Raw genomic sequence first — 26779 nt, forward strand, 5'->3', positions numbered from 1 at the left:
TCAGGTCGGGGTGCCGGTTTCGCCGACCGAACGTCCCGAGCTGTCCTTGACCGAGTGTCCACCGAACTGATTGCGCAGTGCCGACACCGCTTTGAGCGCCGGGGACCCCTGATCCTGCCGTGAGGCGAAGCGCGCGAACAGGGCCGCGGAGATCACGTTGGCCGGCACCGAATGCCGGATCGCCTCCTCCACAGTCCACCGGCCTTCCCCGGAATCGGTTGTGTAGTCGGAGATCTCGGCGAGACCAGGATCTTCTTCGAGGGCCCGGACCAGCAATTCGAGCAGCCAGGACCGCACGACGGTCCCGGTGGTCCAGGCGCGCAGGGTGCCTTCGACGTCCGTGATCAACGGCTCGGCGCTGAGCAGCTCGTAGCCTTCTCCGTAGGCGTGCATCAACCCGTACTCGACACCGTTGTGCACCATCTTGGCGTAGTGACCGGCACCGACCGGACCGGCATGGACGAAACCGTCGGCCCGCTCACCCGGCGGCCGCAGCGCGTCGAAGATCGGCATCAGCCGGGTCACGTCGTCGTCGGAACCGCCCACCATCAGCCCGTATCCGTTGCGCAATCCCCACACACCACCGGAGACACCGCAGTCCACGTAGCCGACCCCGTTGCCGCCCAACAGTTCTGAATTCGGAAGGTCGTCGCTGTACTTGGAGTTGCCGCCGTCGACCACCACGTCACCGGGCTCGAGCAACTCGGCGAGCTGCGCGATGGTGGTGCGGGTCGGATCCCCCGACGGCACCATCACCCACACCGCGCGCGGCGCGTCGAGCGCGGCGACCATGTCCGCGAGGGTCCCCACGTCGGAGACCTCCGGCCGCGGATCGTAACCGACAACCTGATGCCCGGCCTCTTGGATGCGGGTGCGCATATTGGCACCCATCTTGCCGAGGCCCACGAGCCCGAGCTGCATTGACGTCCCTTCGGTCGGTGCGGATCTGCGAACGGCGCGGCCGGAACTCAGCCCGGCAGACGCACCGGCATCAGCAGGTAGGTGAACACGCTGTCCGGGGCCACGAAGGCGCCGGACTCGTCGGCGACGGGCTCCTCACCGGTGGAGGGCCGCAAAACCGCCGGACGGCTGGGGGTGGTGAACCCGAAGTCCACGGTCGGCACGCCGATGGCCGAGAGGCCATCCTGCAGATAGCCGGGGTTGAACGCGATGGTCAGCGGCTCGCCGTGGAACTGCACCGGCAACTCTTCCTCCGCCTTGCCGGCCTCGTCGCCACCGGCGGTGAGCACCAGCAGGCCGTCGCTGAACTCCATCCGGACCTGCGCACCACGCTCGGCGACCAGGGCCACACGTTTGATCGCGTCGAGCAACGGCGCGCTGTCGATGGTGGCGATGGCCGTGTGGCTGGCGGGCAGCAGCTGACGGAACTTGGGGAACTCGGCGTCGAGCAGCCGGGTCGTGTTGCGCTTGGTCTCGCCGAGAATGCCCATGATGCCCTCGCCGCCGATACTCGAGCCGGTCCCGAAGGCCAGTGAGATCTCGCCGGTGCCGGATCCGGCGGTGCGGGCGCTTTCCGAGAGGGTCTTGGCCGGAACCAGCACGGCCCCGGTGGCCTCGGCGCCGGTCGGCTGCCATTCGAGTTCACGGACGGCGAGTCGGAAACGGTCGGTGGCCGCGAGGACGACGCGGTTGCCGTCGATCTCGACCCGGACGCCGGTGAGCATCGGCAGGGTGTCGTCCTTGCCGGCGGCCACCGCAACCTGTCCGATGGCCTCGGCGAATACCTGGGCGGGGATGGTGCCGGTGACCGCGGGCGGTGTGGGCAACTCCGGATAGTCCTCGACCGGCATGGTCGGCAGCGAGAACTTGGCGCTCCCGCAGCTGATCGCGACCCGTGACCCGTCAAGGCTCACATCGACCGGTTTGTTCGGCAGCGCCTTGGTGATGTCGGCGAGCAGACGACCCGACACCAGTACCTTGCCCGGCTCGGCGATCTCGGCGCCGATGGACTGCTGGGCGGACACCTCGTAGTCGAAACCGGAGACCTCCAGGCCGTCCTCGGCGGTCAGCACCACACAACCGAGCACCGGAACCGGCGGGCGGGCCGGCAGGCTGCGGGCCACCCAGGCAACGGAATCTGCGAACTCGTCACGCGCGACACGGAACTTCATGCTGGGTGGTTGCCCTTCTCTGTTCAGCTGCTCTCGCCACACCCACCGTCGTCCGCCGAGCACGCTGAGGCTGTCGGTGGGATTTCCAGATGGGATTCCAACTGTAGAACGAGCCTGCCAGACGGGGAGGCAATGGGGGCGAACTGCCGGGGTGTCCGGAGCTCGGACGAATCACACGTTCGCGCCGTCTGTGCACAAGACCTTCTTTTGAAAGATTCTCTTTAGAGAGGGATCCATCTCAGTCATAGGGCCTGTGGATCTGTGCACCAGTGCGATCTCATGCAGGTCATCGGGCATGCGTGCGTGTGGATGTCTGGTGGACAACTCGTGAGGGGATCGGATGCCCTGTGGGCGCGCAGACAATCGTTCCATCACTGTCCACGTTCGGTACACATGTGATCCACGGTTATCCCGAGCTTTGTCCACAGCTGGTGATGAACCGATTCCGGGTACGACGATGCCGGGATCCGTGGGATCCCGGCATCACAAAGTCTGTGGTTCGAGTCGAGAGTTGGCGACTGGAGAGTTTGGCGGCGAGCCGTCAGTTCGCGCGCTGCTTGATACGCGCGGTGAGTTCCTGGACGTGGTCGTACACCTTGCGGCGTTCGGCCATCTCCTTGCGGATCTTGCGTTCGGCGTACATCACCGTCGTGTGGTCACGGTCGAACGTCTCGCCGATCTTCGGCAGCGAGAGGTCGGTCAGCTCGCGGCAGAGATACATCGAGATCTGTCGGGCCTGAGCGATCGAGCGGGTCTTGCCGGGCCCACGCAGTTCCTCCACCGAGATGTCGAAGTACTCGGCGGTGATGGCCAGGATGCTGGCCGCACTGACCTCCAGGGTCCCGGAGTTGGGCAGCAGCGCCTGCAACACCACTTCGGCGAGCGCCTTGTCGAGTTCGGCGTTGTTGAGCGAGGCGAACGCGGTGACGCGGATGAGTGCCCCCTCGAGTTCACGGATGTTGCGTTCGATCTTCGACGCGATGAGTTCGAGCACGTCGTCGGGAACCGCGATGTTGTCCATCTGCGCCTTCTTGCGCAGAATGGCGATCCGGGTTTCCAGGTCAGGCGGCTGGACGTCGGTGATCAGACCCCACTCGAAGCGGGTGCGGAGCCGATCCTCAAGTGTCGCAAGCTGTTTGGGCGGCCGATCGGAGGATACGACGATCTGCTTGCTGGCGTTGTGCAAGGTGTTGAAGGTGTGGAAGAACTCTTCCTGGATACCTTCCTTGCCGATCAGGAACTGGATGTCGTCGACGAGCAGCACGTCGACGTCGCGGTAGCGCCGTTTGAACGCGACCCGGCGGTCATCACGCAGCGAGTTGATGAAGTCGTTGGTGAACTCCTCGGTGGAGACGTACTTCACCCGCATCCCGGGGAACAGTCGCTGGGCGTAATGGCCGGCGGCGTGCAGCAGGTGGGTCTTGCCGAGGCCGGACTCGCCCCAGATGAACAGCGGATTGTAGGCGCGCGCCGGCGCCTCGGCCACCGCCACCGCCGACGCATGGGCAAAACGGTTGGAAGCGCCGATCACGAACGTGTCGAAGGTGTACTTCGGGCTGAGATTGGCACTCGACGGGGACTGGCCGGTGGTGGGTCGTTCGGCGAAGTAGGTGGACCAATCCGACGTCTCGGGACCAGTCGCGGTTCTATCCGGACGGCCGTCGAACCCGGTCGGGGCCGTCGACGGCGCGAGCGGGCCGGCGGTGTGCGGGATGACGGTGTGAGCGGCCGTGGGGTCGTGATGGTCGGTGAGCGGCGGCGGATCGGTTACCGCCTCCTCGACCATCGGGGTGGCGATCCGGACGCCGAGGTCGACCGGTTGTCCGAGGTGGCGGCTCAGCGCCGAGCGGATGGTGTCGCGCAGATTGCGCTCGATCTGCTCCTGCACCAACGGGGTCGGCACGGTCAGGAGCGCGAAACCCTCGGCGAGGGTCAGCGGTTGGACCAGCGACAGCCACGCCTTCTGTTGGCGGGTCAGCGGCTCATGATGATGGGCGGAGGCGTCGTCGTTGAGCTCGGCGACGACGCTCTGCCACACTTCGCCGAACGAATCACGATCACTCACCACGGTGCTGCGCCCCTCCTACCGGAACTACGACCAGCGTCGGTCATGAGCATGTCACCATGCCGCACCCCAACGCGAGTTGTCCACATAGTTGTCCACAGCTGTGTACAGATCTGGGGGTATCTCGAAGTCTCAAGCCGGCCAGGAGGGAGTTCACTGAATCGTCTCTTTGTTGAGCCTGCGCCGAAGTTAACAGAGTGCAGCGCGCCCGACAAAGTGAATGAGGCAATCGATCGGACGAATCGTGCAACTGGTGAGCGCCCCTCTCAGCATGATCGATCTCATGGTGTGGGCGGCGTCACCGGCGTGGGTGCTTGCCATCGGTTCGTTTGATTTGCGGTGCCGTACTCAGTAGTCTCGACTGGTCATCCAGGTGACGGATTTGCGTGATGGCCACCGGTCATCCATCCGGCGTCAGTTCGGCACCGCACCGGGATCAGCAGACCACCAACCAGGGATGTGGTTCGCGCGTGCTGTCGGCGCGATCACACAAGAGCACAAGGAGTCACCCATGGCCAAGGGCAAGCGGACTTTCCAGCCCAACAACCGTCGTCGCGCACGCGTGCACGGTTTCCGTCTCCGTATGCGCACCCGCGCCGGACGGGCCATCGTCAACGGTCGCCGCAGCAAGGGCCGCGCGAAGCTCACGGCCTGAGTCGACGTCGATGTCACCGGCGGTGGCGTTCCCACCGCCGGTTACTCGTATCGATGGTGGCTGCCGCTCATCGGATCTCACGTGGATCCGACTTCGATCGCACGCTGAAGAGCGGTGTGCGGGTGACGACGCGTGATCTCGTCATCCATGTGCTCCCGCTGAACACCTCACCCCCAGCCGACCCCGACGAACGACCCGCCATGGTTGCCACGGTCGGTGGTCCATGGCTGGGGCTGATCGTCAGCAAGGCCGTGGGGAACGCGGTGACCCGGCATCGGGTGGCGCGTCGATTGCGGGCCGCGTTCGCCCGCGTGCACGATCAATTCTCCGTGCCCGAGACGATGATGGTGATCCGCGCACGTCCTTCTACGGCACAACTCGGCAGCGCCGAGCTGTCCGAGCAGATCACCGCGGCGCTGTCACGACGCCGGATCCGTGAGGCGTTCGATGAGCGCCTCTCCACGAGTCATTCGCGTCGGGTCCGATCGTGACCGAGGACCCCGCAGCGCCGGATCCGGGCGCGCCCCGCACCACGTCGCCGCTGCGCTGGATCCATCGCCTGCCCCGGCAGGTGGTCATCTTCGTAATCGAGCTCTACCGCACGTGGGTCTCCCCGATGCGGTTGCCGACATGCCGCTTCGAACCGACGTGCTCCGGCTACGCCGTCGAGGCACTCTCCCGACACGGATTTCTCTACGGAGGATGGTTGTCGGTGGTGCGGCTGCTGAAATGCGGTCCCTGGCACAAGCCGGGCTACGACCCGGTTCCCGAACGCGGTCTCCGCGAACTCTTCACCACCAGTGAACGACCAGTCACCAGTGAACGATCTGTCGAGGAATCGACACCGTCAGAGGTTAGGGGTAACTGACCCGTGCTGAACTTCATCTACTATCCGGTCTCCTGGATCATGTGGGTCTGGCATTGGCTGTTTAGCCATGTGACGCCGGACTCGCCGGGCGGCGACGGTGTGGCATGGGCGCTGTCGGTGGTGTTCCTCGTGTTCACGCTGCGCGCGATCCTCTACAAGCCCTTCGTGCGGCAGATTCGCACCACGAAGAAGATGCAGGAGATCAACCCGCAGTTGCAGGCGATCCGCAAGAAGTTCGCCAAGGATCGCGTGAAGATGACCGAGGAGATGCAGAAGCTGCAGCGCGAGCACGGATTCAATCCGCTGCTCGGCTGTCTCCCGATGCTGCTGCAGATCCCGGTCTTCATCGGTTTGTTCCACGTGTTGCGGTCGTTCAACCGGATGGCGACCGGTCTCGGCCAGCCCGGTATGTCCGCCGAGGAGACGCGGTCACTCGGCAACTACGCGTTCAGCCCGGAGCTGGTGCAGAACTTCCTCGACGCCCGCCTGTTCGGGGTGCCGCTGTCGTCCTACATCACCGAGCCGGTCTCGGAATTCCAGGCCTTCGTCGAGCCGGGCTCAGCCATCGACTTCACCCGCACCCAGATCGCCATCGTGGTGATCCCCATGATGATCATCGCGTCGATCGCCACGCACATGAACTCCCGTGCGTCGGTCGCCCGCCAGCCGGAAGCGGCGCTGGAGAACCCGCAGACCCGCATGATGAATATGCTGGCGCTCTACATCTTCCCGCTGGGCATTCTGGTCACCGGTGCGTTCTTCCCGGTGGCGATTCTCCTCTACTGGATGAGTAACAACCTCTGGACTTACGGTCAGCAGCACATCGTGTTCGGTCGTATCGAACGTGAAGAAGAGGAAGCACGGCGGCTCAAACAGGAGAAGCTGAAAGCGAACGCGCCCAAGCCGGGTGCGCGTCCGGACCGTGCCAAGAAACCCGCGACGGTCGACGGTGACGTGGTGGCGCCCGAGGAAGATGCGACGACGTCGACGACCACGACGACCACGTCGGCGGGTCCGCTGGCCGGTCTGCAGCGCATGCTGGGGCTCGATAAATCGAAGTCCACGGCAGCCGGCTCGTCCGACTCATCTGCTGACACGTCGGCGGCCGCGCAGGGGGGCGACGATGACGCGGCCACCGGCACCGACGCTGACACCGAGTCGGAGAAGGACGGTGCTTCCACGACTTCGTCGGGTCCGGATGCCGGCGCGGCACAGCGACCATCCGGTGGCAGATCCGCCGGCCAGGGGCAGAAGTCCGGACCGCAGAAGTCGGGCACCGCTCACGTGGCGGCCAAGAACCGCAAGGGTGGTTCGCGCCGTCGAAAGGGAGGCCGGCCCGGAGGGCGGCACTGACCCGATCGGGTGACCACTCCCCTCCCCTTCGAGTGGAACGCAGACGTTTGGTTGAGAAGCAGAGTTAGGTGGAAGTGAGATGACAGCAGAGACTGCTGCACACGACGAACAGGTTCGCGAGATCGAGGACTCGGTGAGCGACGACGCCGGTGCATCGCCGGCGGCCACGGATGCGGCCTCGCAAGCCGACGAAGCGACCGGCCCGGGCTCCTCGGGTGCCGACGCCGAGACCGAATCCGACGCAGCCGCATCGCAGGATGCCGATGATGCCGCTTCGCACGGAGAGTCCGATGACTCAGCCGATGAGGAGGAGATCGACGAAGAGGATCGGCTGGTCGAAGAGGGCGAGATCGCCGGCGACTACCTCGAGCAGTTGCTCGACGTGCTGGACTTCGATGGCGACATCGACCTGGACGTCGACGGTGATCGCGCGGTCGTGAGTATCGACGGCGGTGACGACCTCGACAAGTTGGTGGGCCGCAAGGGCGAAGTACTCGATGCCCTGCAGGAGCTGACGCGACTGGCGGTTCAGCAGTCCACCGGAGTGCGCAGCCGGTTGATGCTCGATATCGCCCGCTGGCGGGCCGACCGGCGCGATCGCCTGGCGAGACTCGGAACCGACGTGGCCGAGCGAGTGCGCAAGTCTGGTGAGCGTGAGGCACTGGACCCGATGACTCCGTTCGAACGCAAGATCGTCCACGACGCCGTTGCGGCAGTGGACGGCGTCGTCAGTGAAAGTGAGGGTGCCGAGCCTAGGCGCCGCGTGGTGGTGTTGCCGTCCGCGTGACGGTCCCCCGAACTCCGACATTGACGAAAGTCCCGGTCCAGGCCGGGACTTTCGGCGTCTCTGGGTATGAGAATTACACGCTTGTGGTTTGGGTCGCTGGCGTTGTTTCACGTGAAACGCTTCGGCCGCGGTTTCACGTGAAACTGTCGGCAGCAGGTTCTAGCAGCCCAATGCAGTGAGAGGATGTTTCACGTGAAACGCGACGAAGAAGTGGAGATCCCACATGCGCCCGAGGCATCGATCTCAGTCTTCGGTAATAACCAAACCAGGGCCGACCGCTACTGCGCCGCGTTGGCGACGGACGGTGTGCTGCTCGGCCTCATCGGTCCGCGCGAGGTACCGCGATTGTGGGAGCGGCACATTCTCAATTGTGCCGTCCTGGGCGATGTAATCGAAGACGCCGAGACCGTCGTCGACATCGGCAGCGGGGCGGGTTTGCCGGGTATCCCCCTTGCCATGGCTCGTCCCGACCTCTCGATCACTTTGGTGGAACCGCTGCTGCGTAGAAGTGAGTTCCTGGAGCGCATCGTGGACGAGCTGGAACTGAATGTGCGAGTGATCCGTGGACGTGCCGAGGAGAAAGCTGTGCGATCCGACATCGGTGGCGCCGATGTGGTGACCTCGCGTGCAGTGGCACCGCTGGAGCGCCTGTCGAAGTGGTCCGCGCCGTTGGTCCGGGATGGCGGTCGAATGGTTGCGATCAAGGGTTCGTCAGCGGCCGAAGAGATCGAGCGCGACGGTGAGGTCGCACACCGGCAGGGCATCGTCGATCTCCACGTGGAACAGTGCGGTGCCGGCGTGCTGGACGTCGCAACCACTGTCGTGATCGGACACAAGCGTGCCGTCGGCGGTGCCCGCACAACGACGGGTACACAGGGTGCCAGGAGTGCGGCGAAGCGACGCGGGCGTCGTCGCGATCGGAAGGGGTGACCAGATTGGTGTGGAGTTCACGGAGGGCGCAGAATAGACGGCAGACCGGTGATCAGTCGGGTGCCGCCGAAGTCGCCGAGATCTCCGGCGGTGATACCGACCAGGGTGCCAACGGATACGAAGTGGGGCGAAGGAGTCCAGGCGTGGTCGAACAGGACCGAAGTGTTTCACGTGAAACAAGTGCCGATGGAGGCTCCTCCCCTAGGTCGGTTCCCGGATTCGATGACACCCCGATTGCTGCCGCGGCAGCTCGTGCCAGTCAGGTGCTGACGCCCGGTGGCGCCGGGGAACTCCCCCACCCGCCGTCCCCTCGCGTCATCACCATTGCGAACCAGAAGGGTGGTGTCGGGAAAACCACCACCACGGTGAACATCGCCGCGGGTCTCGCGCTGCATGGACTCGGGGTTCTCGTGATCGATCTCGATCCGCAGGGCAACGCGAGCACGGCATTGGGTATCGACCATCGCGCCCCCGACATCGCGTCGGTCTACGAGTTGCTCCTCGGCGACGTCTCGTTGCGTGAGGCCACCCAGCAGAGTCCGAACAACGATCATCTCTTTTGTGTCCCGGCGACTCTTGATCTTGCCGGTGCCGAGATCGAGCTGGTGTCGCTCGTGGCTCGGGAGAACCGTCTGCGAAACGCACTCGATGAGAATCTGCTGTCCGAACTCGGCATCGACTATGTCTTGATCGACTGCCCGCCATCGTTGGGTCTGCTGACGGTGAATGCGATGGTGGCCGCCAAGGAAGTCCTGATCCCGATCCAGTGTGAGTACTACGCACTCGAGGGTGTCGGTCAGTTGCTGCGCAACATCGAACTCGTGCAGGCCCACCTCAATCCGGGGCTGCACGTCTCGACCGTGGTGCTGACGATGTACGACGGACGCACCAAGCTCGCCGACCAGGTGGCCGAGGAAGTGCGTCGCCACTTCGGGGAGACGGTGCTCAACACGATCATCCCCCGAAGTGTGAAGGTGTCCGAGGCTCCCGGATTCGGGATGACCATCATCGAGTACGACCCGGGTTCACGTGGAGCCATGAGCTACCTCGACGCGTCTCGTGAGATCGCCCTGCGAAGCGCGCGCGCATGAGCGCTCGGGCAGCGAGGTGCAGACCGAGTACGACGGTTGCTGCCGGGTGCACGGCCGTGCGGGGAACGGCCGAGTCGGAGGCGTGGGCTCTGCTGATTTCGATACACCCCTCGCCTAGTGTCCCGCGTCGGAAATTCGATGATGATTTCGACGTCCAGGCGGCGCCTCGCTTCGTTGGCGTCGTCGCAGGTACATCCAGTACCTGCATCCTCCGCCGCCTCGCGATGCATCCACCTGGACCGCCGAACTCATGTAACGAATTTCCGGCGCGGGACACTAGCGGCTCGGGGTTACTCAATCAGCGGGTAGTTCACCGGTCGTTTGGCGGCTCGGGGCTGCTCAATCGGCGACGAATTGACCGGTCGTGATGTCGCCGCGAACGGTTTCACGGTGAACACAGGGAGAGGACAACAGTGAGTCAGCGAGAACCCGCACAACGTCGCGGCGGCCTCGGTCGTGGTCTTGCCGCGCTGATCCCCACCGGACCGCCGGAAGGCGACGCACCGTCGGGACCCCGCCTCGGTTCGGCGGCGGCGGACGTGATCATCGGCAAGGGTGCAGGGGCTCCCCCCTCCACCCCGACGACACCTGCGTCCGGGGCATCCGCCGAGGCAACTGACGGCGCTGCCGTCGTGTCGTCGGAGGTCGGTGCGGTGTACCGCGAGATTCCGCCGGCACAGATCCAGCCGAATCCCAAGCAGCCGCGCACGGTCTTCGACGAAGAGGCATTCGCCGAGCTGGTGCACTCCATCAAGGAGTTCGGGCTCATGCAGCCCATCGTGGTGCGGCCGTTGCCCACACCCACCGATGACGGTGTGACCTATCAGCTCGTGATGGGCGAACGTCGGTGGCGGGCCAGCAAAGAAGCCGGCTTCGACACCATTCCGGCGATCGTGCGGGAGACCGCCGACGCCGAGATGCTGCGTGATGCGCTGCTCGAGAACATCCATCGTGCACAGCTGAACCCACTCGAAGAGGCGGCGGCGTACCAACAGTTGCTCGAGGAGTTCGGGGTCACCCATGAGGAACTGGCCAATCGGCTCGGGCGGTCACGGCCACTGATCACCAACATGATCCGGTTGCTGAAGCTACCGATTCCCGTGCAACGGCGCGTCGCGGCCGGCGTCCTGTCTGCCGGCCATGCTCGCGCACTGCTCTCGATGGAGACCGGCAGCGATGCACAGGAGGCCATGGCGGCGCGCATCGTGGCCGAAGGTATGTCCGTCCGGGCCACCGAGGAAGCGGTCACTCTCGCCAACCGGGGCGACGATCAGCCCTCCTCCCCCGCGGGACCGGCGAAGCGTAAGCCGATGCAGATGCCCGGTCTCCAGGACGTCGCCGAACGGCTCTCGGATCGACTGGACACGAGGGTTACAGTCAGTCTCGGGAAGAGAAAGGGAAAGATCGTGGTCGAGTTCGGCTCGGTGGATGACCTCGAGCGGATCGTCGGCGTAATCGATCCACGAGGAACTTCGTGACCGCGTGATCGGCGCACCTATAGGTACCCGGTTGTTACGTCACAGTGACACTTCAGTAGCGAGGACGATAGTGAAAGTACGAAACATCTTGTCGCACATCACTTTCGGCACTTCGCTGCGGCCGACGTGGAGGCCGGCCGCATGAGTCTCGCAGTCACCCGCCTGGATCTCGAATCCTTCGACACGTTGCCGCTCCACACCCGCCGATGTGTTTTCTGGGAAGTCGATCCGGCGTCGACCCGCGAGGCGGAGAAGAGCATCTTCGGAGATTTCGGTTCGTTCGAGAGCGAGTTCGACAAAGAGGCGTGGATCTCGGGAGTGCTCCTCGAATGGGGAACGTGCGCCCAAGTGGCCATCGACGGCCAGACCGGCAAGGTCGTGGGCAATGCGTTCTACGCACCGCCGCGGCGGGTGCCGCGGTCGACCCTCTTCCCCACCTCTCCGGTCAGCGCGGACGCGGTTCTGCTCACTTCGATCCGCACGGAACCCGGCTTCGACGAGGCGGCACCGATTCTGCTCGACAGCGTGGTCACCGACCTGGTTCGACGTGGTGTGCGTGCCATCGAGGCCTTCGGTCTCGTGCGTACACCTGAGGAAGCTGGTCCATCCTCCGAAGTGCCCACTCCATCGGCGGAACCCGAGGACGTCGCGGAGCTGGGCGCTCTGGAGAGCATGACCGAGGACATGCGGTTGTGGGCCGACGAAGCGATCGTCGAGATCACCCGGGTGATGCACGACAATCCGCAGGCGGGATTGTGTCTGCAGTGCATGATCGATGCCGACTTCCTCAAGGACTCGGGGTTCGACTTGATCGCGTCCCATCCGCGCTTCCCACGGTTCCGGTTGGAACTCGATGAGGGCCTGGGGTGGAAGCATGAGGTGGAGCATGCCCTGGAGAAGTTGGTGGTGATGGCAGCACTGGATCTGGCGGGCCGTGAGCGGACGGCGGTACCGGTCGGTCGCCGCAGCTGACCCTGGAGCGCAGGCCTTCAGCTCAGATCATCCGACGAGGCGTGCGGCCGCTGTGTGTCGCCGGTCGGCACTCCGAGTGCGTCAGCTCGAGAGACGTTCTGCGGCAAGTAGTTCCGCGAAGGTGTAAGTGCCGGTAGGACGATCGTCGTCGCCCAGTAGATAAAGACGCTTGACAGCGACCAAGATGGCCTCGGCGATCACGTCGCGCGTCTGTGCGTCCTCGAGAAGCGCGACGTCGGCGGAGTTGGTGATATACCCGACGTCGATCAGAGCGACGGGCATCCTGGTGAGCCGCAGGACATCCCAGGTTCGTTCATGCGTTCGGCAGTCGGTCAGCGAGGTGCGCGCGACGATCTCCCGTTGGATGAACCCGGCCAGATTCCGGCCGATGGTCGAATAGGATCCGTGCGAGTTGCCGAAGTAGAACGACGCCGCCCCATGGGCCAACTCGCTGGGGTAATGGCCGCAGCGTAGTGACACCATCAGGTCGGCGCCGACCATGTTGGCGACGCGGGCGCGCTCCTCGTCGCCGGGACGCCCGCGACCGTCGTGCGACAGGAAGGTCTCCATGCCGGCCGCAGCCATCCGTCCCTCGAGCCGGGAACCGAGGTCCCACAGCACCGCCGACTCGGTCTCGGCCCGAGCACCGGTCGAAAGTTTGTGTAGCCCACCGGAACCCGGATCGATCAAGATCCGCTTGCCGGACAGCTGGGGTCCGGAACGGCGCACGTGCTCTTCCTCGCGGATGGCGTGCGGCGAACCACCCGTGACGCGCGTGCCGAGACGTTCCAGCGAGCGCAGGGTGGAGGGCCCGCAGATGCCGTCCGATGACAGGCCGAACTCGCTCTGATACAGACACACCGCGTTGTGTGTGGTCTCGCCGAAGGTGCCATCGACCAGGCCGGTGTAGTAGCCCAGGTTCTGCAGCCGTCCCTGCAGGGTGGCCACATCGTCACCGACCATCGGAGCCGACAGCCGATAAAGCAGGACGCGCGCACCGAGTTGGTAGGAAGCCTCGCGCAGAACGCGGTAGGTGGCCGGGCCGACGATGCCGTCGACGATGAGGCCGCGTTGCTGCTGGAATGCGCGCACAGCGCGGTCGCACGAATCGTCGAAGACGGCTTCGGGCGGTGTCCAGCCGCTGATGGTGCCGGACAAACTCTCCGGTGCGGGTGTTGCAGTGAGCAGCCCGAGACCGACGAGGATGTTGCGGATCTCGGCCACAGCCGAGCCATGATCCCCGAGGCGGAACATCGGCATCAGCAACTCCTCGTCGATTCGGTGCGGCCGTGGCACGGGCGAAAACGCTCCACTCACCGGTGCAGGCCACGTACCGGCGCAAACACCAGGCATTCTTTCAGGTCGTGACGGCACGACCAAATGATGGCGCCGCTCGGGGCGCCATCATCGGTGTCGACGGTGCCGGCCGCATAGGTGCTGCCAGCGTATCGCCAGGTAGACGTGTGTTATGCGGGGGATCCGACCACGTCGTCGAGCTCGCGCAACAGCGCAGCCTTGCCCTTCGCGCCGACGATGGTCTTGGACGGCTTGCCGTTCTCGAACAGGATCATCGTGGGGATCGACATGATCTTGAAGTCCCGCGCGACTGCCGGGTTCTCGTCGACGTCGAGCTTGGCGACGGTGATCTTGTCGGCGTGGTCGCGGGCGATCTCCTCGAGCACCGGTGCGACCATGCGGCACGGACCGCACCAGGTCGCCCAGAAGTCGACCAGCACCGGCTTGTCGGAACCGAGTACCTGATCGGCGAAGGTCGCGTCGGTGACGGCGACGGTGTTTGCACCCATGGGTGTCCTCCTTGTGGACTGTGGAGTTGGTGTTTGGGGAGTTGGTGTATGGAGAGTTGGTGTGTGGGGCTGCGTGACTCGAGGGTCGGTCAGGCGGTGGCGTCGACGACGTACATGTCGCTCTCGACCGACGGTGCCGCCACGCCCTGGTCGGCGAGCCAGCGCTCGGCATCGATCGCCGCCGAACAGCCGCTGCCTGCCGCTGTGATGGCCTGCCGATAGGTGTGGTCCACGAGGTCGCCGCAGGCGAACACCCCGGGCACCGAGGTGTAGGTAGTGCGGCCGTCGACCTGCACATAGCCCTCTGCGTCGAGGTCGATCTGACCCTTGACCAGTTCGCTGCGCGGATCATGACCGATCGCCACGAACATACCGGTCACCTCGATGGAGCTGGTCTCGCCGGTCACGGTGTCGGTCAGACCCAGCGAAGTGACGGAGCCGTCGCCGACGACGGACGTCACCGCGGAGTTGGTGACAAAGCGGATCTTCTCGTTGGCGCGGGCGCGCTCGAGCATGATCCGCGAGGCCCGGAACTCGTCGCGGCGATGGATCAGGGTCACGCTGCGGGCGAACTTGGTGAGGAACGTAGCTTCCTCCATCGCCGAGTCGCCGCCGCCGATGACGGCAATGTCCTGGTCCTTGAAGAAGAAACCGTCGCAAGTGGCACACGCCGAGACCCCGCGGCCGAGCAGTTCCTGCTCGTTCTCGACACCCAGGTAGCGGGCGGCGGCGCCCATGGCCAGGATCACTGCACGGGCGCGATGCACCTCGCCACCGACCTCGACCTCCTTGATGGGACCTTCGAGCCGAACGGTGTCCACGTCTTCCATCCGGAGGTCGGCACCGAAGCGGATGGCCTGCTCACGCATCTCATCCATGAGTGCGGGCCCCTGGATCCCGTTCTGGAAGCCGGGGAAGTTCTCGACCTCGGTGGTGGTCATCAGGGCACCACCGAACTGAGTGCCCTCGAAGACCAGCGGTGCCAGCTCAGCGCGTGCCGCGTAAACGGCGGCGGTGTAGCCGGCGGGTCCGGATCCGATGATGATCAGGTCGTGGATCTGCTGGCTGTCTGCGTGGGTCATCCGTCCTCCTACTCGTCGACGCTGCTGGGCAGTCAGGTGATCGCGCTGCGTCGGTCTCGGCTGTCTCAACATCAGGGTAAGGGCAGATGTTCCCGCCGTCCGCGCCCGTACCGGCCGCGTCACAGGACGCGGTGTGGTTGTCGTCCGCGTGACCGGCAACTCAGTTGCCGACGGTGGTCCGGGAGATGGTCGACGGATTGTCGGTGGTGCAGTCCGAGCCGACGACCAGGGCGTCGAACACACCGGCCACACCGGTGGACAGCAGGATCGCGACGGCGTCGTCGTGGTCTCGCAGCGACACCCGGCCCGAGCCGACGATGCCGGCGTCGGCTGCGACGCCGTTGGCGGCGGTACAGCGTCGTAGGGCGGCCTCTGAGCCGAACGGGGCGAAGCCGTCGTTGCCGAGCACCGACAGCAAGGTGACCCGCTCCCCCGCGTCTGCGGTCGCCGACGGCTGGGCCTGCACCGGTGTACCCGGTTCGGGAGCGCGCAGCGCGATGACGGAGACCGCGACGGCGACAGCGGCCGCGCCTGCCACACCGGCGGCAGCCCATCGCCGGGCGCGATGGTGTCGGCGGGCGGCCACCACTTCGCCGCCCCCGACGGCAGTCACCTCGGCGCCGATCCGGTCGAGTGTCCGGTGGGTCCGTTCGGTGACGTCGGGTGGGACGGGTACCGGGGCGACCGCGGCGCCGCGCAGGTCGCGGGCGGTCGCATCGAGCGCATCGAGGACCGATTGCGCGTGCGGGTCGTCGACGAGTCGGGACCGGATGTGCGCGGCGACGTCGGGAGCCAGCACGTCGGCGTGCAGATCGGCGAGCAGTTCCACCGAATACGGCGGCTCGGGGTAGCGCGTGAACTCAGCAGAGGATGACGCCTCGTCGTCTGCTCCCGGCGGGACCATCGCTGCACTCTCCCACTTCTCTGGTGCACGTGCCCGGCCAGTTGCCGGGCCGTTCGATCCGACCGTGCGGCGGTCGTCAACTCGTGCTCGTCAACTGTAAGACGCACCGGCCCGCGGTCCGGTTCCATCGGATCGTGTGCAATTCTCGCCGGGGGTGATCAGTCGTCGCGCAGATGACCGAGAATCTGTGCCAACCGCAGGCGACCACGCGAACACCGGCTCTTGATTGTTCCGACCGGCACGCCCAGGCGAGTAGCCGCGTCCACGATCGTCATGCCCTCGATGTCGACGGCGACCACTGCCGCGCGCTGCTCAGGTGGCAACGCGTCGAGCGCCCGGCCGATCGACAGCGACAGATCCACGGCCGCCATCTGATCACGCTCGTCGGGGTACGGCTCGACGTCGTAGTTGGGGATCGGCACGCTCAGTCGCACCCGGTTGCGTCGGATGCGGTCGAGGCAGGAGTTCACCACGATCCGGTGCAGCCAGCTGGTGACCTTTGCGTCGGCGCGGAACTGATCGGCCATCCGATGCGCCTTGAGCAGGGCGTCCTGCAGTGCATCGGCGGCATCGTCGGGGTTGTCGCTGGTGCGGCAGGCGACCGACCAGAGATAGGCGTGATGGCGTTCGATCAGCACCGCGAAGGCGCCGGGATCGCCGTGCACGTGGGCGAGGAGCAGGTCATCGTCGCTGCGTGCATCGACGCTCCCCCGAGTCATGGGAGAAGATTAATGGAAGTGAACCGGCGATGTGCCACTGACCTGCACGTAGTCCACAGAACTGGGGACAAGATGCGTGGTGTGTGGAATCTGGTGTGCACCGCGCGGAACGCGGGCGGTGTCAGCCCAGAAGTCGCTGGTAGGCCGCCACGAACAGTTCCACGCTGACGTCGAGGATGGCGTCGAGTTCGAACAGGTCGGCGTCGGTGGCATCGCCGGGGGCGAACTCCCCCGCCGTGCTCGTATACCAATCCACCAGCAACTGGGTGACGGCGCCGACGAGGCCGATGGCCGCCAGTCGCTGCGGTCGGGCGGCGGACCGTTCGCCCAGGGCGAGCGCAAGGATGAGGTCGGCCCACCCGTGGATCGCCGTGAGCCGTAGCCGCTCGAGGGCCGGATTGACCCCGACGATCTCGACCAGCATCACCCGCGCGCGCCGAGGTTGGTCGGCGAGGGTGCCGATGAAGGCCCCCAGCGCTGCCCGCGCTACGGCTTCGGCGTCGGTGGCGAGAATTCCCACACTCTTCGCGCTCTCGCCCTCACTGACCGCTCCCCCGCTGCCGCCCACGAACGGGGCCCCAGCACCGATCGTGGCCGCCCGGGCGGTGGCGACGCAGTCCTCATACACCGCCGCGAGCAGGGCGAATCTGTCCTCGAAGGACTCATAGAAGTAGCGCTGGGTGAGCCCGGCGTGGTCACAGATCCGTTTCACCGACACGGTGGCGAATCCCTCGGTCCCGAATAGCTCGAGACCGGCGGCGATGAGGTCGCTGCGCCGACGATCTCGCCGCTGCGCCGCGTCGGCGCCGCCGTAGCGCCGTCCCCGGGTGGTCATCGTGCCGGACTCCTGCCGTTTCGGTTGGGAAAGCATCGCGAATACCAAGAACTGTTTACAGCAGCCTATCTGACACGCTACCGTGTCAGAACTATCTGACATGCACTCGTGTCAGAAACCGAAACGGTCTGGTGACCGTCGACCGAGGAGTGGCCGGTGTTGGACTTTCTGCCCGAGGCGATGCGGGAGCCGACGGTGCTGGCTGTTCCGTTCTTCGTGGCGATGGTTGCGCTCGAGTGGTGGGCGGCGTGGAAGCTGGACCACACCGAACGTGACCGGCCCGCACAGCGCGCGCACCTGCACGGGACGCGACGTTCGTCGTCGGCACCCGGCAGTTACAACATCCGTGACGCACGGGCCAGCCTGCTCATGGGTGTGGTCTCGATCGGCACGAGCGCCGCGTGGAAGGCATTGGCGCTCTTGGGATATGCGGCCGTATTCGCCTACGTGGCGCCGTGGCAGCTGCCCGCCGACGCCTGGTACACCTGGCTGATCGCGTTCGTCGGACTCGACTTCCTGTTCTACTGGGAGCATCGTCTCGCGCACCGGGTCCGGTTGATCTGGGCGACCCATCAGGCGCATCACTCCAGTGAGTACTTCAACTTCACCACGGCGCTGCGACAGAAGTGGAACAACAGCGCCGGCATCCTGATGTGGCTGCCACTCCCCCTGCTCGGCGTTCCGCCGGCCCTCGTCTTCGCGGCGTACTCACTGAATCTCGTCTACCAGTTCTGGATTCACACCGAACACCTCGGAAAGCTCTGGCGGCCGATCGAATTCGTCTTCAACACGCCGTCCCACCATCGCGTCCACCATGGCAGTGACAGCGAGTACCTGGACCGCAATTATGGTGGCACCCTGATCATCTGGGATCGGCTCTGCGGCAGCTTTGCCGCGGAGGAACATCGTCCGACGTACGGATTGACCACGCCGGTCGACACCTACAACATCTGGCGGCTGCAGACCCACGAGTACGTGGCCATCGCCCGAGATGTGCGGGCCGCCCGAGGCGTGCGGACGCGGTTGGGTCTGGTGTTCGGACCGCCGGGCTGGAAGCCGGCGACGACGAATCCGCCGGTACGCGCAGGTCGTCAGCGGATGCTGGGCTCACCGCACAGGCGGGATCAGCCCGCCATCGAGACCTGAGCGATCTCTGCCTGGAAGCCACCGCCACCCGCCGGCAGCGACGTCAACCACACCATCACGAACGGACTCTCGGTGGGGTTCGGGATGGTGATGGTGGTCGACGGCTGCGACACGGTGCCGGAGGCGACTTCGGTGGTCTCGGCGAAGGTGGGTTGCGCCGACGTCGCGGTCCGGATCGACACATCGAACCCCGGCGTGGGTGTCCGGATGGTGACCGTGGCGACGGACTGGTCGCTGCCGAGGTCGAACATCAGCCCGAGACCATCCTTGAGGCCGCCGAAATCGGCTGAGCCGCGGTAGATGTCGGTGCTCCACGGAGGTGCGACACCACTGATCACATTGCCGAGATTGGTGGAACTGTCCGGCGGTTGGTTCGAGAAGTCGACCAGGTTCACCCGTTGCAGCGGGATGGGGGCCGGTGCTGGCGGCGGGGCCGCGGCCTGTTGCTGGGTCTCGGTCGCCGGAGGTGCCGACGTGGTGGTGAGGATGGAGTCGATGTCCGACGCGTCGCCGTCGGAGCCGAAGATGTTGGTCGCCCACACCACCAGCGCGATGATGACGAACAGCGCCAGCAGTCCGGCGCCGGCGAGCAACGCCACATTGCGTCGTCCGGTGCCCTCCGGCTCGGTACCGGCAGTGGTACGGGACGGCGTCGGGGTCATTGCGACCGGGGCCTGGTCGGTCTCGATCGCCGGCAACATGTCGGTGTTGAGATCGATCACCGTCGCCTGGTCGAGAACGTGCTGAATCGTGCCGGCTGTGCGGATGCCTCGATTGCCGTCGAGGGCTCGCGCGGCGACGGCCGAGATCTCGAACGGCGTGTCCGGCCGCGCCTCCCGGGGTTCGATCGGCGCGCCGTTCTTGTCCGGGCGCGCGATCGGCAGGCCGCCGACCTCGTCGGTCGTGTCGGAGGTGGTCACCAGACGGGTACCGGTGCGGCCGTCGAGCGGCCACCGTGCCAGCAGCAATGCATAGAGCACCGCACCCAGTCCGCGGACGTCGGAGGATTTGTCGTCACCGGCGAGGGTGCCGGGGAAGGCGAGCACGGCGTTGCCGTCGGTGCTGATCCGGATGCGGTCGGGGTGGTCGATCGACAGCGCCCCACCCGAGCGGTGGGTGGCCTCGGCGGCCGCGGCCAGTGCGCGCACCGCGCGTGCCGCCCCGATGGGGGACGGCTCGGAACGGGCGACCTCGGCCAACGACGAGCCGGGCACCCACTCGCTCACCACGATGCCGCCCGACGATCCGCGCACCACATCGAGTACACGCGCGACCCCGGCCGACGAGATCTGACCGAGTCGCAAGGTGCGCGACAGCACACCCTGGGGTCCGTCGTCGGTGACCTTGGCGGTTTCGCCGCGGCGCGGTGGCGGCGCGAGCTGCTCGGCGTCGACGAAGGTCAGCGCCACCTCACGGTCGAGATTGATGTCCAGAGCCCGCCAGAACTGCAGACCGCGGGTGCCGCCGTGGTGATCGAGCAGGCGGTATCGGCCGCCGGCGACGGCCGCCCCGGGGACCAGCCGGGGACCCCGCGGCCGCGGCTGGGTGGCCGACGGCATCCGCGTGGTCGCCTGGGCGGGGTTGGCTGGATTGTCCGATTTCGGTGTGTCCGTGGGCTTCTCGGCGCGGCCGGGATCGTCGCGACGGTCCGCGGTCGGGGTGTCCGTCGCGGATGTCTCGGACCGATCCTCGACTCGTACCGAGCCCTGGTCGGCCGGAGAGTCCGGGATGATCTCGGTGTCCTGCGTGGCACCGATCTCATTGTCACTCACGCGCCGAGCTCCTCTCCTGCGATACCGCATGTCGCGTGGCGCGTGGATCCGCATCTCGCCACCATCGCGGAGGCGCGCGGCTCCACCGCTGTGAACCGAGTACGACTGCCATGTGGCAGTGCCCCGGTCGAATCGCCGGAGCACCTGTACCTGACCAGAATACGGGAGCGATTCGTCGGTGACGGTCTGCGGAAACTGAACCGTGATGGTTGCAGTCGATTCTCTTACCGGGCTCTCAGGCGGCGCCAAGGCGGGGACGAATCTGCCCAGCACGCGGCGCACCGTCAGGCCGATCGAGACCACATCGGGCAGGCGGGCGACGGCCAGGCCGGCGTAGGTGACGCCGAGTACCACCACTGCCGTCAGCGCCAAGTAGATCAGCGAACCGAACTTTCCGGCCTCGGTCATCATCAGATGTAGTCCGGACAGCTGGGCGACGGCCCACACGATGGCGCTGATGCCCACCGAGACGACCAGCGTCACCGCGGTGGTGCGGGCGACGTCGGTCAGCCGCGCGTCGTCGAGCCGTCGGCGCAGCAGGAAGTGACCGACCACGGCGCCGACCAGATAGCCGAGCCCGTTGGACAGCGCCAGCCAGCGCACCACCAGTTCCGGGTCGGAGAACAGCACCGGACCCAGCAGCGACGCGGCCACCTTGACCACCGTGATGCCCAGCACCATCACCGTCGGCGTCCAGGCGTCCTCGCGGGCATAGAACACCCGCAGCTGGACCAGCGTCATCGAGTAGGGGATGAGCGTGAATGCGCCCCAGGCGAGCACCGAACCGAGCTGGGATGCGATCTCGGCATCGAACCGGCCGAAGTTGAACACGGCCACACCGATGGCCGGGCCGAAGAATGTCATGTAGGCGACGACGGGTACCAGCGCGACCATCGTCAGCCGGGTGGCCAACGACAGATCATCGACGACGGCCCGGTTGTCGTCGGCGGCCGCGTTGCGCGACAGTCGCGGCATGATCGCGGTGAGGATGGTGACGCCCAGGACGCCGTAGGGCAGCTGCAGCAGCTGCCAGTGGGTGGCGTAGACGCTGATGCCGGCGGCGTCGGTGTGCGCGGCGATGCGGTAGGTGATGACCAACCCGACCTGCAGGATCGCCACGTACATGACGATCGCGAGCGCCATGTTGCCGAACCGGCGGAGCCGGGCGTCGAGTCCCCACTGCAGCTGCAGGCGGATGCCGGCCCGCTTGAGCCACGGCACCAGGATCATTGCCTGCACCACGACGCCGAGCGTGGTACCGATGCCGAGCACCAGCAGCTGCGGGTCGGTCATTCGCACCGGGTTGAGCGAGATCTCGCCGGGCATCGCCGCGTAGAGCACGAGCGTCGCGATCTGGACGATGTTGTTGAGCACCGGAGCCCAGGCGCCCGGCTTGAAGAACCCCTTCATGTTCAGGATCGCCATGAACAGGGCCGAGAGGCCGTAGAAGAGGATCTCGGGCAGCAGCAGGTAGGCGAGCGCGGTGGTCAGGTCGCGGTTGACGTCGCCGTCGCCGACGTTGAGGAAGGTCAACAGGGGAGCGGCGATCAGCGAGATCACGGTCGCGGCGCCAAGGGTGACCACGGTCAACGTGAAGATGCGGTTGATGAAGGCGCGTCCGCCGTCGGCGTCCTCCGCCTCAGCCCGCACCAGCACCGGGATGACGATGGCGGTCAGCACCGCGCCGAGGACGACCTCGGCGATCATGTTCGGCAGCACGTAGGCGGCCTGGAACGCCGAGGCGATCGCCGGACCGAGCATGGCGAGCACCAAGACGGTGCGCACGAATCCGGTGATCCGGCTGGTCAGGGTCGCCAGCGCGATGGATCCACTGGTCTTGAGGATGCTGGCGTCGGAGTCACGCGACAGGCCGGTCGACGACTCGTCGATCTCGGCCTCGGCGCGGGTCTCCGGGGTCGGTCGGCCGCCGGTCCGGGCGGCGGTGAGCGTGTCCGTACGAGTCGGTGCGGGTCGGCCACGACCGGGTGGGGTGGCGCGGCGTGGCGGCGGACCCGACGGCGCTCCCGGCGGTATCCGACGCGGGGCCGCCCGGTGGGACTCCGGTGGTCGCTGTTCGCTCATGGCCTGTCCCCGTCACTCGAGCTCGTCGTGGTCGGCTCCTGGTGGTCGTCGGTCTCGTCCGCCGAGACATCGTGGTGCTCATGCCCCGGGTGTTCTGTCTGCAGGTTACGGCGGCGTTCCTGATAGGTGGCGCCGGCCAGCAGCCGATCGTGTTCGTTGGGATCGGGCCGGTCCTCGTCGGCGGGGTCGGGTTGGCCGCGGAAGCGGTGCCACAGGCGGCGGGCCACCAACAGCACCAGGGCCACGCCGGCGGCGATGGTCACCCAGAACAACGGTTTGCCGTAGGCGTTGGCGTGCACCGACAGGAAGATCGGCGACCCGACGGAGATGCCGCTGGACGTGGTCAGACCGATGGTCACGGTGATCGCCTCTTCGGAGGTCTCCGCGCGCGTCGGCAACTGGATCTGTCGGGTGCCGCGTGCCGGGATCTCGATCACGCCGAGATCGCCGACGTCGAGTTCGGGCGGTGCATCGACGTTGATCCGCACCCGGATCGGCAGGGACAGATCGTTGCGCACCACCAGCAGCAGCGGGCTGCGTTCGGACGCCAGCGTGTAGCGGCCACCGGGATCGAGCAGGGTGATTGAGTTGCGCATGCGCTGCAGGGTGGCGTCCACGGCGGTGATGCGTGCGGCGCGCTGCCCGCGCGCCTCGGCACGCAGTGCCGCCGATGCGGTGTCCGGGGTGCGGACCGCGCGCAGCAGATCCTCACGCAGTGGGGCCACATATCGTTCGGGGGTCGCGGCGACATCGGCCGAGCTCATCAACGATGCCTGCAGCTGGAAGGAGAGTTCGGCCTCGTCGTCGATCTGGGCGGCGACGTCGTCGGAGACGGCCATGCCCAGTTCGGCGAGCGGTCGACTGCCCGGCGGTTGGGTCAATCGGGCCGTGGTGGTGGTCGCGTCGAGGGCGCCACGCACATCGGCCAGTGGACTCGGGGTGGCGGCGCCCGACTCGAGCAGCAGCGTCGCGGTGGTGAACAGGGCGTCGGTGTCGTCGGCGGTCGGCGACCAGTACGTCGGCGGCATCACGAACTCGCTGCGTCCGGCGGTGGGCAGGTCGGCTGGGTCGGGCTGGGTGGGTGCGTCGATGGCCGGATATGCCACGGCGGCGACCGCCGCCTGCCGGCGCGCGGTGCCCGATTCACCGTCGAAGGACACCTCCTGGTCGGCCGGCGTGAGCGGTGGTGTCGTGGGGGTGTCGCCGAGACCGGCGAGGGCCGCGGTCAGCGGTGCCTCACTGGTCTGTACTGCCAGGTCACCCACTCGGTAGCGGCCGGTGGGGTCCGCGCGCTCGGCGTCGACGCTGCTGGCGGAGGTCACCGCGGCGCCCACCGATGCGGAGGAGAGGACGTCGGCGCCGGTGTTGTCGATCGCGCCGAGCGCCGGCACGGTGATGCCCCGGACGCTGCGCACCCCGAGAACGGCGTCGACGACGTCTGCGGGCCCGGCCAGGGCGGCGTCGGTCAGCCCCGGATCGTTGATCCGCGACAGCGAAGTGAGGTCGGCCTGCGCGAACGGCAATGCGACGACGCACATCCGGGAGGCCACGTCACGCAGTTCGGTCAGCCACTGCAGTGCGGCCGGCTGACCGGTGCCCGGGGTGGTCGGCGACGTGGGGTCCATCGGATCCGACGACACCGCATAACCCAGCGACATCGCGCGCACGGTCACCAGCAGGTCCGGGTCCACCGCCAGGCACATACTCTGCGCCAGCCGCGACGGCGCGTCCGGTGATGCAGCGCCTACGGGTGGTGCGGCTTCTCCCGATGCCGAGGGCGGCGCGGCACCCGGAGCCGACGGTTCGGGCTCCGCCGGTTCAGCGACCGACGGTGTCGGCGACGTGGTGTCGGAAGCAGGCGCCGACGTCGCGCCGGCCGAGGATCCGGCCACCGACCGCGCGGCGTCGAGCAAGGTGTGCAGGCGCCCGCCGTCCGACAGGGAGCGGGCCATCTCCTCGCCGACCAGCCGGACCGGTTCGGTGCTGCCGCCCAACACACCCGGGGTGAGTTGGGGCGGCGCCGCCAGCGGCCACAGCATCGTGAGTTGTGCGGGGCTCGACAGATTCGCCGACACCGATCCGTCGGAGCCGAGATCGCTGTCGATGTTCGCGTCGTCGACGTCGGTGCTGGGATCGACGTACTGATCGGCTCGCGTGGCGTTGGGCGGCAGCGACAGTACCGGCAGCAGCGTGCGTGACTGGGCGAGCTTGGCTGCGTTGCCGTAGTCGGGGACGCCGTTGACGTTGACGTTGAGCGGAAACACTCCGGTTCGCTGGATGTTGAGCCCGTCGGCCGCAGACAGCTGGGTGGTGATGCTGAAGTCAGCCGACTCGCCCGGCGCGAGTGCGTCGGTCACCGGGCGGAAGGCGGTGGCCGCGCTCACCGGCACCGGGGTCACCGCGAGGCTGCTGCGCAGCTCGTTGGCGTCGCTGATGGCATCGCCGCGCTCGAGGCGTATCGACAGGTCTTCCAGATCACGGTCGCCGACGTTGCGCACACTGCCGGACACCGTGACGTCGGCGCCGCCTCCGCTGGTGACGATCGACGGGGTGATCTCGTCGATCGTGAGGCGCAGGAAGCCACCGGTCCCGTCGGTGTCGGTGGTGCCGGTCGTGTCGTCGGACACGGGCACGGCGGCGGCGGGAGCGGCGGTGGCGAACGTGGCCGGTCCGGCGCACAGCACCACGAGCGCCACGACAGCGAACACCACCGCGGATGCGCGCGTGGATCGACCGTGCGTGAATCGATGGAGAACAAGCGGCAGCGTGGGCGGTACCGGGTCAGGCATCGCCGGCCGGTGGACGCCGCGGCCGCCTGCGCCGTCGACGCGACCGCGCCGGGGGCAACGGCTCGTTGCGGCGCTGGTTGCGGGCAGCTGCGGCTCTCTCATAGGCGTTGGGTTCGGTGCGGATGCTCTCGGCCTCGGACTGGGCCAACCGGTTGGGGTCGGCGGCGAGATCGGCGATCACGCCGCGGGCCATCCGGGCCAGTCGCCGCTCGTCAGAGTACGTGAGCTTGCGGGGCAACTCCTCGAGCGGCACCCAGGCCACCTCGCTGACTTCATAGTCGGCGTCCGAGAGCTCTCCCCCGATGCTGCGCAGCAGATAATGGTGCACCGTCTTGTGAATTCGACGACCCTCGCTGACGAACCAGTAGTCGATCTTGCCCAGCGGTGCCACCACGGTGCCGCTGATGCCGGTTTCCTCCGCGACCTCGCGGATCGCCGTCTGCTCGGCCGTCTCGCCGGTCTCGATGTGCCCCTTGGGCAACGACCACATCATCCGTCCGCGACGGTCCATGCGGCCGATCAGCGCCGCACACAATTCCTCGGTCGGCAGGTCCAGATCGGAGATGACCAGCCCGCCCGCCGACGTCTCGCGGACCGTGCGCAGGCGCTCCTGGCCGCGTTCGGGTCCCTTGCCGCCGGTGCGGCGCCGGGTCTTCGACTTCGCGGTCGTCGAGGTCGCCTCGGCGCCGGCGGAGGTGTGGGTCAGTCCGGTCTTGGTGATCTTGGCGGTCACCGCGACAAGGTCGGAGGGTTTCGGGGGAGACACCCGCGTGTGAGTCGGGCGCAACTCCTCCTCGACGTGGTCGGCCTTTCCGGACCGCTTCGGCATCTGCCCGGGATTGGGCGTGTCGCGTCGTTCGGCGGTCGGTGTCTCGTCGTGTCCGGCGTCGGCGGTGCTGGGAGGAGAAGGTCGTCGTCCGCGGCGCCGTCGTCCGCGCCGCCCGCGCCGAGTGGTTCCGCCCGGGTCGTCGGTTGCGGTCGATCCGGTGCCGGTCTGAACACCGCCGCCGCGGGAGTTCGCGCGTGCGAGGTCGGCAGGGGTCACCCGGTGTCCCGCTGAGGTGTCGGCCGAGCGTGCCGAATCCTGATGTCCGGAATCACGCCGTCCGGTCCCGTTGGGACCACGCGAACCCGCCATGACGTCGTCGGAGACGTCAGAGGGGTCGGTGGACGGGTCGGCGGACACGTCTCCGATGCTAGCCGCTGGCAACCTGGCGTTTGCCTGGATGGGCCGTGGCGCCGAGGGTGGTGTCGACACGGATGGGCGGCGGTTTGTGCCACGGTTCACCGCGAATCCGCCCGGTTCACCCGGAA

General features: G+C 66.8%; 22 protein-coding genes. 10 read left to right on the top strand and 12 right to left on the bottom strand.

What is annotated here, in order from left to right; all coding sequences use genetic code 11:
- The 3 genes from gnd to dnaA form a co-directional block, all read right to left on the bottom strand.
- On the bottom strand, window positions 1-972 hold the full coding sequence (gnd, locus tag ACIGKQ_RS13345) for a phosphogluconate dehydrogenase (NAD(+)-dependent, decarboxylating) (RefSeq protein WP_396574056.1): 972 nt from the start codon (window positions 970-972) through the stop codon (window positions 1-3).
- Complete coding sequence (dnaN, locus tag ACIGKQ_RS13350; protein WP_235721479.1) at window positions 969-2132, bottom strand: DNA polymerase III subunit beta; 1164 nt, start codon at window positions 2130-2132, stop codon at window positions 969-971. Before dnaN ends, gnd begins: the two co-directional genes overlap by 4 nt.
- Before the next feature lie 541 nt (window positions 2133-2673).
- Window positions 2674-4200: a chromosomal replication initiator protein DnaA gene (gene dnaA / locus ACIGKQ_RS13355; RefSeq protein ID WP_396574000.1), complete on the bottom strand. Its 1527-nt coding sequence runs from the start codon at window positions 4198-4200 to the stop codon at window positions 2674-2676.
- A 508-nt stretch (window positions 4201-4708) separates the two neighbouring features.
- Between dnaA and rpmH the strand changes: the two genes are divergently transcribed.
- The 9 genes from rpmH (at window position 4709) to ACIGKQ_RS13400 (ending at window position 12331) form a co-directional block, all read left to right on the top strand.
- Entirely contained in the window at window positions 4709-4852 is a 144-nt protein-coding gene (gene rpmH / locus ACIGKQ_RS13360; RefSeq protein WP_006337454.1) for a 50S ribosomal protein L34, read from the top strand.
- A 53-nt stretch (window positions 4853-4905) separates the two neighbouring features.
- Complete coding sequence (gene rnpA / locus ACIGKQ_RS13365) at window positions 4906-5343, top strand: ribonuclease P protein component (RefSeq protein WP_396574001.1); 438 nt, start codon at window positions 4906-4908, stop codon at window positions 5341-5343.
- Complete coding sequence (gene yidD / locus ACIGKQ_RS13370; protein WP_372474928.1) at window positions 5340-5720, top strand: membrane protein insertion efficiency factor YidD; 381 nt, start codon at window positions 5340-5342, stop codon at window positions 5718-5720. The genes rnpA and yidD overlap by 4 nt, the downstream gene beginning before the upstream one ends.
- Window positions 5721-5723: 3 nt before the next feature.
- Window positions 5724-7073 (top strand): membrane protein insertase YidC, encoded by a 1350-nt coding sequence (yidC, locus tag ACIGKQ_RS13375; RefSeq protein WP_396574003.1) that lies wholly within the window; start codon window positions 5724-5726, stop codon window positions 7071-7073.
- Between the two features lie 79 nt (window positions 7074-7152).
- Window positions 7153-7860: a R3H domain-containing nucleic acid-binding protein gene (locus tag ACIGKQ_RS13380; RefSeq protein WP_287016071.1), complete on the top strand. Its 708-nt coding sequence runs from the start codon at window positions 7153-7155 to the stop codon at window positions 7858-7860.
- Window positions 7861-8043: 183 nt separating this feature from the next.
- Window positions 8044-8790: a 16S rRNA (guanine(527)-N(7))-methyltransferase RsmG gene (gene rsmG, locus ACIGKQ_RS13385; protein ID WP_266061881.1), complete on the top strand. Its 747-nt coding sequence runs from the start codon at window positions 8044-8046 to the stop codon at window positions 8788-8790.
- Between the two features lie 143 nt (window positions 8791-8933).
- The gene (locus ACIGKQ_RS13390; protein WP_328713907.1) at window positions 8934-9881 is read left to right on the top strand and encodes a ParA family protein; all 948 of its coding nucleotides are present in this window, start codon (window positions 8934-8936) and stop codon (window positions 9879-9881) included.
- 413 nt (window positions 9882-10294) lie between these two features.
- A complete protein-coding gene (locus ACIGKQ_RS13395; RefSeq protein ID WP_235721472.1) occupies window positions 10295-11359 on the top strand; it encodes a ParB/RepB/Spo0J family partition protein in 1065 nt (354 codons plus the stop codon).
- Between the two features lie 141 nt (window positions 11360-11500).
- The gene (locus tag ACIGKQ_RS13400) at window positions 11501-12331 is read left to right on the top strand and encodes a hypothetical protein (RefSeq protein ID WP_266061877.1); all 831 of its coding nucleotides are present in this window, start codon (window positions 11501-11503) and stop codon (window positions 12329-12331) included.
- 81 nt (window positions 12332-12412) lie between these two features.
- Here ACIGKQ_RS13400 and ACIGKQ_RS13405 read toward each other — a convergent pair whose 3' ends face one another.
- The 6 genes from ACIGKQ_RS13405 to ACIGKQ_RS13430 form a co-directional block, all read right to left on the bottom strand.
- On the bottom strand, window positions 12413-13591 hold the full coding sequence (locus ACIGKQ_RS13405; protein ID WP_235721978.1) for an N-acetylmuramoyl-L-alanine amidase: 1179 nt from the start codon (window positions 13589-13591) through the stop codon (window positions 12413-12415).
- A 206-nt stretch (window positions 13592-13797) separates the two neighbouring features.
- A complete protein-coding gene (gene trxA, locus ACIGKQ_RS13410; protein ID WP_235721470.1) occupies window positions 13798-14136 on the bottom strand; it encodes a thioredoxin in 339 nt (112 codons plus the stop codon).
- Window positions 14137-14225: 89 nt separating this feature from the next.
- Window positions 14226-15218, bottom strand: coding sequence for a thioredoxin-disulfide reductase (gene trxB / locus ACIGKQ_RS13415; RefSeq protein WP_396574006.1), 993 nt, complete (start codon window positions 15216-15218; stop codon window positions 14226-14228).
- 160 nt (window positions 15219-15378) lie between these two features.
- Entirely contained in the window at window positions 15379-16122 is a 744-nt protein-coding gene (locus ACIGKQ_RS13420; protein WP_396574007.1) for a hypothetical protein, read from the bottom strand.
- Window positions 16123-16280: 158 nt separating this feature from the next.
- Entirely contained in the window at window positions 16281-16841 is a 561-nt protein-coding gene (gene sigM / locus ACIGKQ_RS13425; RefSeq protein WP_235721467.1) for an RNA polymerase sigma factor SigM, read from the bottom strand.
- Window positions 16842-16962: 121 nt separating this feature from the next.
- Window positions 16963-17676: a TetR/AcrR family transcriptional regulator gene (locus tag ACIGKQ_RS13430; protein ID WP_266061874.1), complete on the bottom strand. Its 714-nt coding sequence runs from the start codon at window positions 17674-17676 to the stop codon at window positions 16963-16965.
- Between the two features lie 156 nt (window positions 17677-17832).
- Here ACIGKQ_RS13430 and ACIGKQ_RS13435 point away from each other — a divergent pair, with 156 nt between their 5' ends.
- Window positions 17833-18822, top strand: coding sequence for a sterol desaturase family protein (locus ACIGKQ_RS13435; protein ID WP_235721465.1), 990 nt, complete (start codon window positions 17833-17835; stop codon window positions 18820-18822).
- On the opposite strand, the gene murJ is transcribed toward ACIGKQ_RS13435, so the two are convergent.
- From murJ to ACIGKQ_RS13450, 3 genes are read right to left on the bottom strand one after another with little or no spacing between them, the layout of a single operon-like run.
- Entirely contained in the window at window positions 18801-22676 is a 3876-nt protein-coding gene (gene murJ, locus ACIGKQ_RS13440; protein WP_396574009.1) for a murein biosynthesis integral membrane protein MurJ, read from the bottom strand. The two genes, ACIGKQ_RS13435 and murJ, sit on opposite strands and share 22 nt — an antisense overlap.
- Window positions 22673-25465 carry a hypothetical protein gene (locus tag ACIGKQ_RS13445; RefSeq protein ID WP_396574011.1) on the bottom strand — a complete coding sequence of 931 codons (2793 nt, stop codon included), beginning with the start codon at window positions 25463-25465 and terminating at the stop codon, window positions 22673-22675. The genes murJ and ACIGKQ_RS13445 overlap by 4 nt, the downstream gene beginning before the upstream one ends.
- Window positions 25458-26651 (bottom strand): NUDIX hydrolase, encoded by a 1194-nt coding sequence (locus ACIGKQ_RS13450; RefSeq protein ID WP_396574012.1) that lies wholly within the window; start codon window positions 26649-26651, stop codon window positions 25458-25460. Before ACIGKQ_RS13450 ends, ACIGKQ_RS13445 begins: the two co-directional genes overlap by 8 nt.
- Between the last annotated feature and the right edge of the window lie 128 nt (window positions 26652-26779).

The sequence above is a fragment of the Gordonia sp. NPDC062954 genome, assembly GCF_044543825.1.
GTDB lineage: Bacteria > Actinomycetota > Actinomycetes > Mycobacteriales > Mycobacteriaceae > Gordonia > Gordonia tangerina.

Bases quoted from the DNA above. Each gene is read 5' to 3' on its own strand.
- dnaN (WP_235721479.1), bottom strand. From the start codon at position 2,132: ATGAAGTTCCGTGTCGCGCGTGACGAGTTCGCAGATTCCGTTGCCTGG.
- rpmH (WP_006337454.1), top strand. From the start codon at position 4,709: ATGGCCAAGGGCAAGCGGACTTTCCAGCCCAACAACCGTCGTCGCGCA.
- rnpA (WP_396574001.1), top strand. From the start codon at position 4,906: ATGGTGGCTGCCGCTCATCGGATCTCACGTGGATCCGACTTCGATCGC.
- ACIGKQ_RS13380 (WP_287016071.1), top strand. From the start codon at position 7,153: ATGACAGCAGAGACTGCTGCACACGACGAACAGGTTCGCGAGATCGAG.
- rsmG (WP_266061881.1), top strand. From the start codon at position 8,044: ATGTTTCACGTGAAACGCGACGAAGAAGTGGAGATCCCACATGCGCCC.
- ACIGKQ_RS13400 (WP_266061877.1), top strand. From the start codon at position 11,501: ATGAGTCTCGCAGTCACCCGCCTGGATCTCGAATCCTTCGACACGTTG.
- ACIGKQ_RS13405 (WP_235721978.1), bottom strand. From the start codon at position 13,591: ATGCCGATGTTCCGCCTCGGGGATCATGGCTCGGCTGTGGCCGAGATC.
- trxA (WP_235721470.1), bottom strand. From the start codon at position 14,136: ATGGGTGCAAACACCGTCGCCGTCACCGACGCGACCTTCGCCGATCAG.
- trxB (WP_396574006.1), bottom strand. From the start codon at position 15,218: ATGACCCACGCAGACAGCCAGCAGATCCACGACCTGATCATCATCGGA.
- ACIGKQ_RS13420 (WP_396574007.1), bottom strand. From the start codon at position 16,122: ATGGTCCCGCCGGGAGCAGACGACGAGGCGTCATCCTCTGCTGAGTTC.
- sigM (WP_235721467.1), bottom strand. From the start codon at position 16,841: ATGACTCGGGGGAGCGTCGATGCACGCAGCGACGATGACCTGCTCCTC.
- ACIGKQ_RS13430 (WP_266061874.1), bottom strand. From the start codon at position 17,676: ATGACCACCCGGGGACGGCGCTACGGCGGCGCCGACGCGGCGCAGCGG.
- murJ (WP_396574009.1), bottom strand. From the start codon at position 22,676: ATGAGCGAACAGCGACCACCGGAGTCCCACCGGGCGGCCCCGCGTCGG.
- ACIGKQ_RS13445 (WP_396574011.1), bottom strand. From the start codon at position 25,465: ATGCCTGACCCGGTACCGCCCACGCTGCCGCTTGTTCTCCATCGATTC.